Genomic DNA, 13,516 nt, shown 5'->3' with positions numbered 1-13,516 from the left:
AAATCAATACATTTAGATTAAATTAAACACACCTTTTTGAGCGGATTTAAATCTCTTTTTAAGCAAACATTTATCTATGGTTTAGCAACAGTTTTACCAAGAATGTTAAGTTTTATACTTGTGCCATTATACACAGATCCTTCAGTGTTATCAAGAGCTGAATATGGCGAAGTATCCTTTATTTTTGCTTATTTCGTTTTATTTAATGTGGTTTTAGCCTATGGTATGGAAACCGCGTTTTTTAGATTTTTTAATAAAGAAGAAAATCAAAAAAGTGTTTTAAATACCTCTGCAACATCTTTAACAGTAAGTAGTTTCGCTGTTTTAGGTATTGCTTTTCTTTTCAGAAATCAAATTTCATCTATAATAGAAATTGACTTACAATACTTAAACTTAGTCTTTCTAATATTGCTTTTAGACGCATTAGTAATTATACCATTTGCTTGGTTAAGAGCTACAAGTCAACCTATGAAGTACGCTATAATTAAGATTTTAAACGTAGCTGTAAACTTAGGACTTAATGTCTTTTTATTAGTTTATTTAAAAGATTTAGCCGAAATTAACTCCATTTTCAATTCTATTTATAAGCCTAAATTCGAAATCAATTATATTTTCATTTCTAACGTCATTGCTAGCGCATTAACGTTGGTTTGGTTGTTACCATTTTATAGAAAAGTGAAGTTTAAAATAGACATTAAACTTTGGAAAAAAATGATGAACTACGCTTTACCTGTACTTATTGCAGGTGTAGCGTATTCTATAAACGAAACCTTTGACCGAATTCTTTTAAAAGAATTATTGCCTGAAAATATAGCAGATGACCAAATAGGTATGTATTCTGCATGTTATAAACTAGCGCTGTTTATGACGCTTTTTGCAACAGCTTTTAGATTAGGCATAGAGCCTTACTTTTTTAGCCATTCAAAAACTAAAGATCCACAAAAAAATTATGCCAAAATATTAGAGTTTTTTATTGCATTTGGAGCAATAATTTTAGTAACAGTAGTTGTTTTTGCAGATATAATAAAGCCTATAATTATTAGAAGTGAAGCTTATTATGACGCCATGTGGATTGTGCCTTTTATACTATTAGCCAACTTTTGTCTTGGTATTTATCATAACCTATCTGTTTGGTACAAAATTACAGATAGGACTAAATATGGAGCCTTTATTTCGGTTTTTGGTGCAGTAATAACATTGTTAATTAATTACATTTTAATACCTAAAATAGGGTTTAAAGGATCTGCAATTGCAACGCTTTGTGCTTATAGCTTGATGATGTTTTTATCTTATTTTTATGGAAGAAAATACTATCCAATTCCTTACAATTTAAAGAAAATAGTCATTTATTTATTGGTGTCGATTAGTTTCTCTTTCATCTATTTTTATAATTTTAGAGGTAATTATTTTATTGGTTTTACTGCAATAATTGTACTTTTAGGCATAGTTTTTCAACTTGAAAAAAATGAAATCAAAAAACTACTCAAATAACATTTCATGCAAATAAAAATCATTAATAAATCCAATCACGCTTTACCGCATTATGAAACTATAGCGTCTGCTGGAATGGATTTAAGAGCAAATATAGAAGAGGCAATAACCTTAAAACCTTTAGATCGTACTATAGTTAAAACAGGTTTATTTATAGAGTTACCAATAGGTTTTGAAGCGCAAGTAAGACCAAGAAGTGGTTTAGCCGCAAAAAAAGGAATAACTGTCTTAAATGCGCCAGGAACAGTAGATGCAGATTATAGAGGAGAAATAGGTGTTATCCTTGTTAACCTTTCTAACGAAGATTTTACGATCGAAAACGGCGAGCGTATTGCACAGTTAGTAATTGCAAAACACGAACGTGCCGAATGGATTGAAGTAGAAACTCTTTCTGAAACATCTCGTGGAGAAGGCGGTTTTGGAAGTACAGGGACAAAGTAAGGACAAGACTCACTATTTCTAGAAAATCAAATAAACAACTAGACAAAAAACAAATTAACTTTAAAAATGAAAATAATAGTACCTATGGCGGGAAGAGGATCTCGTCTAAGACCACATAGTTTAACAGTTCCAAAACCACTAATTCCTGTTGCAGGACAATCAATTGTACACAGATTAGTAAAAGATATTGCAAAGGTCTTAAAACAGCCAATTACCGAAGTTGCTTTTGTTTTAGGTGATCCAGCTTGGTTTGGAGACGATGTGGTAGACAGTTTAACAGATTTAGCAACTAGTTTAGGTGCAAAATCCTCAATCTATCGTCAAGATCAACCTTTAGGAACAGGTCACGCCATTATGTGTGCTAAAGATAGTTTATCAGGACCAGCAGTAATTGCTTATGCAGATACTTTAATTCGTGCAGATTTCAATTTAGATCCAGAAGCAGACTCAGTAATTTGGGTAAAGCAAGTAGATCAACCAGAAGCTTACGGTGTTGTTAAATTAAACGACAAAAAGGAAATTGTTGAACTTGTAGAAAAGCCTCAACAATTTGTTAGCGATTTAGCAGTTATAGGTATTTACTATTTTAAAGAAGTAAGCCAGTTAAAAGATCAACTTCAAAAAGTATTAGATAATAATATTATTAATGGTGGCGAATATCAAATTAACGACGGTATTAAAGGCATGATGGCAGACGGAAAAGTCTTTAAAACAGGCGAAGTTAGCGAGTGGATGGACTGCGGAAACAAAACCATTACATTAGATACAAACCAACGTATGTTAGGCTTTTTACAAGCAGATGGAGAAGAGCAACTTGTTTCTGATTCTGTTAAAAATGAAAATTCAACAATTATAGAGCCTTGTTATATTGGAGAAAATGTAGTGCTTAAAAACACAACGGTTGGACCTTTTGTTTCAATTGGTAATAATTGTGTTATCGAAAATTCAACCGTTAAAAATAGTTTAATACAAAACCATACTAGTATAAAAAATGCTAATTTAGACGAAGCTATGATTGGTAACCACGTTAAGTACGACGGTAAGTTTACCAAAATTAGTATTGGCGATTATTCTGTTTTGGAATAATAATTGTCCTAATTAAACTAAAACAATCACTTAAACCTTTGCAAAAAGGTTATTTAGATGAAAATAAAGCTTTACATCTTATACTTATTTTTCGGTATGTTATGCATTCCGCAGATTAATTATGCCCAAATAGATTTTAATAAAGCACCAGATGACGATTTAGGTAACTTTGAAGATGAGTTTCAAGAGTATTTCTACGAAGCAATGAAGCAATACGGTATAGAAAATTATGATCGTGCTGTACAAAACCTTCAAAAGTGTTTAGAGTTAGACAATTCGCAAATTGTAATTCATTATCAATTAGGAAAAAATTACAATCAATTAAAAAACTTTGGAGCAGCAGAAGAAGCCTTAAAAGAAGCCTTAAAAATTCAACCAGGTAATGAATGGGTTTTAGATGAAATGTACCATGTATACATACAGCAAAAAGAGTACAATAAAGCAATAAAAACAGTTAGGCAATTAGTAAAATACCATCAAGATTATAAAGAGGATTTAGCAAACATTTATGTGCAAACAGGAAATTTTAAAGACGCTTTAAAAATTCTAGACGAATTGGATGAAGAATACGGTATTACAGACGATAGAGATTTACTACGTAACCGTATTTACAACGCGACAGGAAGAAAAAAAGAACAAATAGAAAACCTAGAAGAACGCGTAGATAAAAATCCAGAATCTGAAGAAAATTATCTAAAATTAATCTATCGTTACAGCGAGAACAACGATAAGAAAAAAGCTTTTGAAACTGCCAAAAAACTATTAGAGATTCATCCAAAAAGTGAATTAGTTCACTTAGCATTATACAAATATTACCTTGATGAAGGTAGTTATGATAATGCAATACAGTCTATGAAAATTGCACTGCAAAGCTCTAAGATTAATCCAGATTCTAAGATAAAAGTGTTAGCAGATTTTGTAAAATTTGTAAGCGCAAATCAGCAATACGAAAAAGACTTGGTAGAAATAACAAGTATGTTAACAAAAATAGAATCAAGTGGTAAAACATTAGTAGAATTAGCACAATATTACCTGGTAAAAGGCGATAAACAAAAAGCAATTTCGTTTTACGAAAAAGCATTACAAATAGAAGAAGAAAACTATGGTATTTTAAGAAACATAATATTATTACACATAGATTTAAAACAATTTGAACAAGCTAAAGAACGAAGCCAAGAAGGTTTAGAAATATTTCCATCGCAACCAGTGTTATATTTAACACATGGCGTATCATTAAATTATTTAAATAAGCCAGAACAAGCCATACAAACCTTAGAAATGGGCTTGGATTATATTATAGAAGACGTTGCAATGGAAAAAGATTTTTACAATCAATTAGCAAAAGCCTACACAGCAATAAACAATTTAACAAAAGCAAAAGCGTTTAAAGAAAAAGCGTTACAACTACAAGACACTAATTAATGAGTAATACGTTAAAATTTGCTTTAATAGCACTATGTTTTATAACACTAACCATTAGCTGTAAATCTACTAAGACCATTACAGCAAATGGAGAATTAAACAGTAAATTAACTACTAAACAATTAGTAAAACAGATAGAAAAAGTAGATGCTAATTTTAAAACCTTAGTAGGAAAGTTAAAAGTAGAGTATATCCAACAAGATCGATCTGAAGGTACAACAGTAAGCTTAAGGATAGAAAAAGATAAAACCATTTGGATGAGTAAGCTAGGCATAGCCAAAGTGTTAATCACACCACAAAGAGTAGCTTATTATAACAAATGGGATAATACATATTTTGATGGCGATTTTACATATTTAAGCAACCTTTTAGGAACAGAATTAGATTTTCAAAAAGTACAAAATATGCTATTAGGTCAATCATTATTTGCTTTAAACGATAAAGATTATAAGCTAGATATCTTTGATAAATCCTATCAATTACAACCAAAAAAACAGCGCGAATTATTCGAGTTATTTTTAATGATAAATCCAGCACATTTTAAAATGGATTCTCAACAAATAGCACAACCAGAACAACGCCGTATATTGCAAATAGACTATCTATCGTATCAAGAAGTAGAAAATCAAACCTTTCCTTCTCAAACAAAAATATTAGCTGTAGAAAACGAAGATCAATTAGAAATCAATTTAGAATTAAAATCTGTACAGTTAGACGAAGAAGTAAGATTTCCGTTTACAATACCTTCTGGTTACAAAAAAATAGAATTATAAAATGATGAAGTTACGCCGCATTTTAAATACAACAATTACGCTATTATTCGTACTAGGCATAACTTTGGCGCAAGCACAAACTACCAAAAAAGACCAACTAGAAGCAAGACGAATAGAATTACGAAAAGAAATAGAAAAAATAAATTCATTATTATTTTCTAATCAAAGTAAAAAGAAAAGTCAAACTGCTTTAATAGAAGATCTAAATTACAAATTAAGCGTAACCAATAACTTAATTAAAGTCACCAATCAGCAAGCTAATTTGTTAACTAGATCAATAGCTAATAATCAAAAAGAAATCACGCAATTGCGTGACGAGCTTTCAATTTTAAAAGAAAATTACGCAAAAACCATTCAAAAAAGTTATAAAAATAAAAGCGAGCAAAGTCGTGTGATGTTTTTACTGTCTTCAGAAAATTTTAGACAAGCCTATAAGCGTTTGCAGTATATGAACCAATACGCAAAAGTGCAACAAAAACAAGCCGAAGATATTAAAGTAAAAGCCAAAAAGCTTCAAGATTTAAATTTAGGATTAGTTAAGCAAAAAGAAGAAAAAGACAAGTTAATTGCAGAAAATAAAGTAATCCAAAAGCAATTGGAAGCCGACAGAAAGCAACACGAATCTGTTATGGCAGACATAAAAAAGGATCTAAGTAAATACGCTTCTCAAATTAAAGACAAACAAAAAGAAGTAAATAAAATAGATCAAGAAATAGATAGAATTATTAAAGCCGAAATAGCTAAATCTAACAAAAAAGCAGGTAAGACTTCTACTTACGAATCTGGTTTTGCACTAACTGCAGAAGCAAAATTAGTAGCAGCAGACTTTTTAAACAATAAAGGAAAATTACCTTGGCCAGTAGAAAAAGGTGTTGTTAGATTACGTTATGGTAAGCAACGCTCCTTAATAGATCCTAAGTTAGAAATACAAAGTAATGGTGTAAGAATAGCTACAGAAAGAGCTGCTAAAGTAAGAGCAGTTTTTAAAGGAACAGTTCTTGCAGTTATGGTACAAAAAACAAGTAATCCTGTTGTTTTAATCCAACACGGTAATTATATCACAGCTTACGGTAATTTACAAAGAGTATTTGTAAAAAAAGGTGACGAAATTTCTACAAAACAGGAGATAGGCGAAGTCTTTACCGATAGTGAAGGAGAGACTATGCTTAAGTTTAGTATTTATAAAAATAACGCTTCACAAAATCCAGCAGAGTGGATTTATAAGATGTAACTATTCAAATAATGCTTTTAGCTCTGTAGCATCTTTGGGTTGCATTTTACCAGCTAACACTAAGCTTAATTGTTTACGTCTTAAAGCAGCAGCAAAACGTTCTTTTTCTAATTTAGTTTCAGGGATTAATTCTGGAACATTTACAGGTCTTCCAGTTTCATCAACTGCTACAAAGGTGTAAATGGCTTCGTTAGCTTTTGTACGTTCTCCAGACTCGCGATCTTCAATCCATACATCAATATAAATTTCCATAGAGCTTTTAAAGGCTCTAGAGACTTTAGCTTCTACAGTTACAACACTTCCTAAAGGTACAGCTCTATTAAACGCTACGTGATTAACAGACGCAGTTACAACAATACGTCTACTATGGCGTCTTGCACTTATACTTGCAGCACGATCCATACGCGCTAGTAATTCGCCTCCAAAAAGATTATTTAAGGGATTAGTTTCACTAGGTAATACTAAATCTGTTAATGTGGTTTTAGAGTTTTCTGCAGTTTTAGGAGTCATAATTTTAATTTTTTGCAAAGGTAAGGCGAATTGTATTTTTTGTTTTAGCTTTTTACAAATAATTAATATTTTATTAAAAGAAAAAGAGCTTATTCGTATAAAACAAATAAGCTCTTTTATATAAAATTTTAAGATGTTAGTCTAATTGTTTGATAAGCAACCAAGCGTCTTTATTGCTAGAAGTTCTTACAGTATTTAAAACTTTAATAGCTTCTTCTCTTGTAGAATAGCTTCCGTAAACAACTTGGTGTAAACCAAATTTGTTAGTACCTATTTTTCTTGCTTTGTAACCTAAATTTCTTAGTTGATTAACTTTTTTATCAGAATTTTCTTCTACTCTAAAAGCGCCAGCTACAACATGAAAATTTCCTGCTTGTTTACTAACGTTTAAAGTAACAGCTGGTAATGGATTACTAATTACAAATGTAGCTTCTTGTATTTGATCTTCTAGTTGATTGTTAGCTTCTTCCTGTGCTATTTGGTTGTGATTTTCTATGTTTTTATAATAGTTGTTTACACCAAAACCACTAAGTCCTAAAGCTATTATTGCTACTGCTGCATATTTTAAATAAGATTTACTCTTACGTTTTTGAGTAGTAATAGCAATTGTTGGTACTTCTTTTTCTAAAGTGGTAACGTCTTCTTTGTAAACTTCTCTTGTTATAGAAGGACTCACGTATTGCGATAAACCAAATGCATCTGTTAAATAGTTTAAATGGTAAGATGGCGTAAATTCAATTTTACCAATACTATTTAATGTTAAATCACCAATATTTTCAAAAGTTAGTGTTTCACCTTCTGTTAAATAAGATTTTAATGATTTAACGCGCATGGCTATATTTTGCGTAGCAATTTCAAACGGAATTTTTTCTACATCTGCAATGTACTTTGCTAACAAACCATCATTATTTTGTATTTGCTCGTTAAAAGATAACATCTTTTTTGGAGGATAAAATGCATTTGTAGTCTCGTGTACTTCTGCCGATTTACGTTGTGTTAAAAATGCACCAAATTCTGGTACAGTAACACAATCGTAACGGTATAATAAATCGCTTATGTAGGTTTCTAATTGCATAAAAACAAATTTATAAATTTTTAAAAACCAATAAAATTTTAAGCCTATTATTTATTAACAGCAATAATTTTCTTTTCTTGTAGTCTAATTATCAGTCTTATAAAATGATAAACGAAGATCAGCTTTTATATATATTGGCCTTACAACACGTTTCTAAAGTAGGAGATACTACAGCTAAAAAGCTAATTAATCATTGCGGATGTGCAGAAGCTGTATTTAAAGAGAAAAAATCTAACCTACTTAAAATTGATGGTATTGGTCAAATTTTATTAAACGAAATTTTTAAATCAAACCATCTAGAAGCTGCAAATACAGAGTTAAAATTTATAAAAGATAATGAGATTAAATACCATTATTTTACAGACGATACTTATCCTGAAAACTTAAAGCATTGTATAGATAGTCCTATTTTATTATTCTCTACAGGACATATTAATTTAAACAATAAGCACATAATTAGCGTTGTTGGAACTAGAAAAATAACAACTGCGGGAATTGCTTTTTGCGAAAATTTAATTGAAGAACTAGCAATTTATAATCCAATAATAGTTTCTGGATTTGCATATGGTACAGATATTACAGCACACAAAGCAGCTTTAAAACACAATTTACAAACTATAGGTTGTTTAGCACATGGCTTAAATCAAATTTACCCAAAAACACATAAAAAGTATGTGGCAGATGTAGAGCATAATGGTGGTTTTTTCTCAGATTTTTGGAGTAGTCATACATTTGACCGTAATAATTTTTTAAAAAGGAATAGAATTATTGCCGGTATTAGTCAAGCTACAATTGTAATAGAATCTGCAGAAAAAGGTGGTAGTTTAGTCACTGCAGATATAGCTAATTCTTACAATAGAGATGTGTTTGCTGTACCTGGTCGTATTACAGATACACAAAGTGTTGGATGCAATAATTTAATAAAACATCAAAAAGCACATTTATTATCTACACCTTTAGATATTCCTTATTTATTGGATTGGAAGTTAGAAGATTATAAGCAGAAACCTATACAGCAAGAATTATTTATAGAATTAACAGAAGAAGAAACAGTAATTTATAATTACTTAAAAGAACAAAATAAGGTCTTATTAGATGTAATTGCTATAGATTGTAAAATACCAACTTATAAGTTAGTAGGTATATTGTTAACTATGGAATTAAAAGGTGTTATTAGACCTTTACCAGGCAAACTATTTGAAGCCATATAAAAAAAACCTTGAAATTATTTTTCAAGGTTTTTTTAGTATTAATAGCCTACTTTTTTTCTAACACGGTCTAAAACTTGGTCTGCTACTTTTTTTGCTTTTTCTGCTCCAATTGCTAAAGCTTCATCTACTTTATCTAAATTATCCATGTAGTAATTATAGCTTTCTCTTTGCGTTTTAAAAGTGCTTAAAACTAGCTCATATAAGGCTTGTTTAGCGTGACCATAACCATAATTTCCGTTTTCGTAGTTGGCTTTCATGGTTTCAATTTCATTTTCAGAAGCTAACAAACTGTAAATAGCAAAGCAATTACAAGTGCTCCAGTCTTTAGGTAATTCTAAAGGAGTACTATCTGTTTGGATAGACATAATTTGTTTGCGTAATTTTTTTTCGGGTAAAAATATGTCGATAATGTTTCCTTTACTTTTACTCATTTTAGCGCCATCTGTACCAGGAATTAATTTTGTGTGTTCTTCAATTTTTCCTTCAGGTAAAACAAATGTATCTCCCATTTTAGCATGAAATCTAGACGCAACATCTCTAGTCATTTCTATATGTTGTAATTGATCTTTACCAACAGGAATAATCTCGGCATCGTAAAGTAAAATATCTGCAGCCATTAGCATTGGATATGTAAAAAGACCAGCATTAACATCTTCTAATCGATCTGCTTTATCTTTAAAACTGTGCGCTAGTGTTAATCTTTGATACGGAAAAAAACAGCTTAAATACCAAGATAACTCTGTACATTGCGGCACATCACTTTGTCTATAAAACACTGTTTTTTCTATGTCTAAACCAAACGCTAACCAAGTTGCAGCTGTAGAATAAGTGTTTTGACGTAGTGTTTTAGCATCTTTAATTTGGGTTAAAGAGTGCATATCTGCTATAAATAAAAAAGATTCGTTTTTATTATCGTTTGCTAATGCAATTGCAGGTTGTAATGCGCCTAAAATATTACCTAAATGTGGTGTTCCTGTACTTTGTATACCTGTTAATATTCTTGCCATAGTTTTTTTAAATTGAATTAGCAAAGGTAATTTTTTTAACAGAATTGCTCAATTAATTTATTTAGTTTTGGCATGAATGAAAATATTTAAATATATATTTTGGGTTTTATACCGTGTTTGGTTTTATATACTGGTTGGTTTACCAATTATTGTATTGTTTCCTTTTTTGTTTTTTTCTATTTTAAAAGAAGCTTGGTATCCTTATTTTTTTAAGTTAGCAAGGTTTTGGGCAAGGTTTATTCTATTAGGAATGGGCATGCCTACAAGGATAGAATACTTAGAAAAACCTATACCTAAAAAAAGCTATATGTTTATCGCTAACCATACGTCTATGATAGACATTATGCTTATGTTAGTAGCGGTAAAAAATCCTTTTGTGTTTGTAGGTAAAGCAGAGTTAGCTAAAATACCTTTGTTTGGTTTTTTCTATAAACGTACGTGTATTTTAGTTGATCGTGGTGATGCCGAAAGCAGAAAAAAAGTATTTATAAGAGCACAAAAAAGATTAAAGCAAGGATTAAGTATATGTATTTTTCCTGAAGGATTAGTACCAGAAGAAGATATAGATTTAGCACCTTTTAAAGATGGTGCTTTTAGATTAGCAATAAACCATAAAATACCAATAGTGCCTTTAACATTTGCAGATAATAAAAAACGATTTTCTTATACTTTGTTTAGTGGTGGACCAGGTGTTTTAAGAGCTACGATGCATCCATTTATACCGACTTCGCATTTAAGTATTAATGAAACCAAAACTTTAAACGAACAGGCTAGATTGGTTATATTAAATCAGTTACAATTATTTAAAGCTTAACAATTGATTTTTAGATATTAGTTGACCAGATTCTGAAATACCTTCAATAAAAATTATAGCATCCTTTTGATAGTTTTTAGGGACACTAAAAGTTATAGCTTTATTTGGTTCTAATATGATGTTTGGTTTCCAAAAAATAGCGCCAAATTCTTTATAGGTTGAGTTTGTATAAGAAGGATATTTTGGAGAGTAGTATTCCTTTTCTTGGTTAAAGCCTATAGGTATTTTGACTGTTGAAAACAGACTATTTTTAGATGCATATTCTTGAGGTGAAAGAGTGTAAATATATATTACTTGAGCAACTTTACCAGGATCTCTACCATAAAACACTTCTTTTACAGTATTTGTATACATACTTTCAATGATCCAAAGATTAAAAGTTATTTCATTATTGTCTAAAAACACACGAACTTCTGGACTTAGCAATTCGTCTTTCTTTTCAGACATAGAAGTAGATTCTATTATTTCACCTTCAGAATCATACTTTGTAAATTTTCTTCCTCTTTGTGAAATACCTTTTGGGAGAAACTTGAAACCTGTATATTTAAATCCTTTAAACTGTAAAAAATCAATGATAGTCTCTCCTGATGGAATTATCATATTTTTCATTTTGACACTATTTAACATAGTTATAGCTCCATAAGGTTCGCTATTAATCTTTTTTTTAGGTGCTTCTAAGATTACTTCATCTAATACTGTAACATCTTTTGATAGGTCTTTAAAATTTGATACTTCTAATTCAAAATTATTATAATTAATTAAGTGTTTTTTATTTAAAGTTTCTTTTATTGAATAATTACTATAAGTAATATAAGGTAATATTTCTAGAAGCTTGTCATTAATTTTTAAACCAAAATCTACTGAACTGTTTTTTTTAATAAAAGTGTTTTTTAATACTATAGGATTTTGGTTGCTTTTAAACTCTTTAATTAAATTATTTTCTTTTGAAAACATCATAACAGCTCTTTTAGGGCTTAATTTTTCTTTAATGGTTAATGTTAAATCTATTCCGTTTTCAAAGTTAAAGTTGTTTTTAGGAGGATTATTAAAAATATTATTCCAGCTATATTTGCTCCAGCCTTGTGTAAGTAATAATAGGTCTAAATCTTTAGATTTATTTTTTGAAGCGTTAAAATAATAATTAGCGTTTTCGATAAACCCTTTTACATAAGGTTTTAGCAAAATTTGTGATTTAATATTATTGTTAGGTTCATAAGCTTTAGTGCTAGAAGGCAAAAAACTTGAGCTTAAAAATATTTTTTCTTTAGAGTAGTTGATTACTGTAGCTCGAATAGAATCATAATTAATTTTAGAGGTTGTAACTTTAATGTTACTAGAACTATCTTCAAGATCGTTAAAAATTAATCGTTCTAAAAGAGGTTGATTTTTTTCGTTAAATAATGTAATAATATTTGCACCTTTAAATAGTTCTTGCTTTTTAAGTAATAAAACGTAGTTTTTATCTATATTATTAAAGTCAAAGAAAATGCTTTTATAACTTCTGGTATTGTGTATAAAGACTCTATATTTTTTACCATTAAGTACGTTTAAAGATTTATTATTGGTAAGTATATTTAACACAAAAGAATCATCCAACACTTTAGTATTAAGTGTAATACCAATTTGTTTAGGTATATTGGTTTTTTGTTTTATAGTAGTCCCATTATAAAGTGTAGCTTCAAACGTATAAATTTCATTATTTTTAATTGGTAAGTTTACATTTGCAAAACCTAGTGTATTAGTATTAAAAGAACCAATGTTTTTACTGTTACTATCAATAATTTTCCCCGATTTAATTTTTACACCTTCATTGTTTTGATTTTTAATCAATATGGCAATATTATTAACTGTATTTTGAAGTAAATGACCACCTTCAGGCATGAGTTTAAATTCATAAAAATCGTCTTGAGAGCTAGTTTTAGCACTAGTATTTTTTTGATCAGATAGGATAGAGATTCTTTGAGTGAAGGAATTATCTTCACTAAAGTTTTTCATCCAGTTTGTAGAGGCCTTAATGTAATAGTTGTTTTGAGTAAATGTTGAGTCAATTGGTATACTACCATATCCAATTCCGTTTTTTATTTGTATTAAATGTTGTTCTTTTTGTTGTCCAGATTCATCAAAAACGGATACATATAAATTAGATGAGGTTGGGTGAAGTTTATTAGAGTTTTGTTCAATTAGGTAAGATTGAAACCAAACTTCTTCACCTTTTAAAAATGATGTTTTATTAAGATGTAAATAAGGTATTTCTCTTGTATTTTGAAAGTAATTAGAGTAAAGATTATCAATGTCTTGAGATATACATTGAATAGAAATTAATAGAGCGATTAGTTTGGTGATTTTTTTCATGAGTTGGTTTTGTTGGTAATTCTTATCAATTATTGTACCAAAAAAAGCTACTCTATGGCAAAGAGCAGCTTTTAAACTTAACAATTTTCTATTATTAGAAAAT

12 protein-coding genes are annotated in these 13,516 nt (G+C 29.7%); 8 read left to right on the top strand and 4 right to left on the bottom strand.

Going from position 1 to position 13,516, the window contains the following annotated elements:
• The first annotated feature begins 36 nt into the window (after positions 1 to 36).
• From IFB02_RS05255 to IFB02_RS05230, 6 genes are all read left to right on the top strand, one after another.
• A complete protein-coding gene (locus IFB02_RS05255; protein WP_106688014.1) occupies positions 37 to 1,491 on the top strand; it encodes an oligosaccharide flippase family protein in 1,455 nt (484 codons plus the stop codon).
• Between the two features lie 6 nt (positions 1,492 to 1,497).
• Positions 1,498 to 1,932, top strand: a complete 435-nt coding sequence (gene dut, locus IFB02_RS05250; RefSeq protein WP_106688013.1) for a dUTP diphosphatase — start codon at positions 1,498 to 1,500, stop codon at positions 1,930 to 1,932.
• A gap of 66 nt (positions 1,933 to 1,998) precedes the next feature.
• Positions 1,999 to 3,018, top strand: a complete 1,020-nt coding sequence (locus IFB02_RS05245; protein WP_106688012.1) for a sugar phosphate nucleotidyltransferase — start codon at positions 1,999 to 2,001, stop codon at positions 3,016 to 3,018.
• Between the two features lie 57 nt (positions 3,019 to 3,075).
• On the top strand, positions 3,076 to 4,440 hold the full coding sequence (locus IFB02_RS05240; RefSeq protein ID WP_106688011.1) for a tetratricopeptide repeat protein: 1,365 nt from the start codon (positions 3,076 to 3,078) through the stop codon (positions 4,438 to 4,440).
• Positions 4,440 to 5,213 (top strand): DUF4292 domain-containing protein, encoded by a 774-nt coding sequence (locus IFB02_RS05235; protein WP_106688010.1) that lies wholly within the window; start codon positions 4,440 to 4,442, stop codon positions 5,211 to 5,213. Before IFB02_RS05240 ends, IFB02_RS05235 begins: the two co-directional genes overlap by 1 nt.
• A 1-nt stretch (position 5,214) precedes the next feature.
• Positions 5,215 to 6,444 carry a murein hydrolase activator EnvC family protein gene (locus IFB02_RS05230; protein WP_223878875.1) on the top strand — a complete coding sequence of 410 codons (1,230 nt, stop codon included), beginning with the start codon at positions 5,215 to 5,217 and terminating at the stop codon, positions 6,442 to 6,444.
• On the opposite strand, the gene IFB02_RS05225 is transcribed toward IFB02_RS05230, so the two are convergent.
• Positions 6,445 to 6,954 (bottom strand): acyl-CoA thioesterase, encoded by a 510-nt coding sequence (locus IFB02_RS05225; protein WP_106688009.1) that lies wholly within the window; start codon positions 6,952 to 6,954, stop codon positions 6,445 to 6,447.
• Between the two features lie 136 nt (positions 6,955 to 7,090).
• Positions 7,091 to 8,029, bottom strand: coding sequence for an HU domain-containing protein (locus tag IFB02_RS05220; protein ID WP_106688008.1), 939 nt, complete (start codon positions 8,027 to 8,029; stop codon positions 7,091 to 7,093).
• 107 nt (positions 8,030 to 8,136) lie between these two features.
• Here IFB02_RS05220 and dprA point away from each other — a divergent pair, with 107 nt between their 5' ends.
• A complete protein-coding gene (gene dprA / locus IFB02_RS05215) occupies positions 8,137 to 9,240 on the top strand; it encodes a DNA-processing protein DprA (RefSeq protein ID WP_106688177.1) in 1,104 nt (367 codons plus the stop codon).
• 38 nt (positions 9,241 to 9,278) lie between these two features.
• Here dprA and trpS read toward each other — a convergent pair whose 3' ends face one another.
• Positions 9,279 to 10,247: a tryptophan--tRNA ligase gene (gene trpS, locus IFB02_RS05210; protein ID WP_106688007.1), complete on the bottom strand. Its 969-nt coding sequence runs from the start codon at positions 10,245 to 10,247 to the stop codon at positions 9,279 to 9,281.
• Between the two features lie 76 nt (positions 10,248 to 10,323).
• Here trpS and IFB02_RS05205 point away from each other — a divergent pair, with 76 nt between their 5' ends.
• Positions 10,324 to 11,061 (top strand): lysophospholipid acyltransferase family protein, encoded by a 738-nt coding sequence (locus IFB02_RS05205; protein WP_106688006.1) that lies wholly within the window; start codon positions 10,324 to 10,326, stop codon positions 11,059 to 11,061.
• Here IFB02_RS05205 and IFB02_RS05200 read toward each other — a convergent pair.
• A complete protein-coding gene (locus tag IFB02_RS05200; protein ID WP_191073098.1) occupies positions 11,047 to 13,413 on the bottom strand; it encodes a hypothetical protein in 2,367 nt (788 codons plus the stop codon). The two genes, IFB02_RS05205 and IFB02_RS05200, sit on opposite strands and share 15 nt — an antisense overlap.
• Between the last annotated feature and the right edge of the window lie 103 nt (positions 13,414 to 13,516).

It is taken from the genome of Mesoflavibacter profundi (assembly GCF_014764305.1).
GTDB classification, from domain to species: Bacteria; Bacteroidota; Bacteroidia; order Flavobacteriales; family Flavobacteriaceae; genus Mesoflavibacter; species Mesoflavibacter profundi.
This window is presented reverse-complemented; position numbering and strand designations above follow the sequence as displayed.

Excerpts from the sequence above, each read along its gene's own strand:
- dut (WP_106688013.1), top strand. The coding sequence starts at position 1,498 with ATGCAAATAAAAATCATTAATAAATCCAATCACGCTTTACCGCATTAT.
- IFB02_RS05245 (WP_106688012.1), top strand. The coding sequence starts at position 1,999 with ATGAAAATAATAGTACCTATGGCGGGAAGAGGATCTCGTCTAAGACCA.
- IFB02_RS05240 (WP_106688011.1), top strand. The coding sequence starts at position 3,076 with ATGAAAATAAAGCTTTACATCTTATACTTATTTTTCGGTATGTTATGC.
- IFB02_RS05235 (WP_106688010.1), top strand. The coding sequence starts at position 4,440 with ATGAGTAATACGTTAAAATTTGCTTTAATAGCACTATGTTTTATAACA.
- IFB02_RS05230 (WP_223878875.1), top strand. The coding sequence starts at position 5,215 with ATGATGAAGTTACGCCGCATTTTAAATACAACAATTACGCTATTATTC.
- IFB02_RS05225 (WP_106688009.1), bottom strand. The coding sequence starts at position 6,954 with ATGACTCCTAAAACTGCAGAAAACTCTAAAACCACATTAACAGATTTA.
- IFB02_RS05220 (WP_106688008.1), bottom strand. The coding sequence starts at position 8,029 with ATGCAATTAGAAACCTACATAAGCGATTTATTATACCGTTACGATTGT.
- trpS (WP_106688007.1), bottom strand. The coding sequence starts at position 10,247 with ATGGCAAGAATATTAACAGGTATACAAAGTACAGGAACACCACATTTA.
- IFB02_RS05205 (WP_106688006.1), top strand. The coding sequence starts at position 10,324 with ATGAAAATATTTAAATATATATTTTGGGTTTTATACCGTGTTTGGTTT.
- IFB02_RS05200 (WP_191073098.1), bottom strand. The coding sequence starts at position 13,413 with ATGAAAAAAATCACCAAACTAATCGCTCTATTAATTTCTATTCAATGT.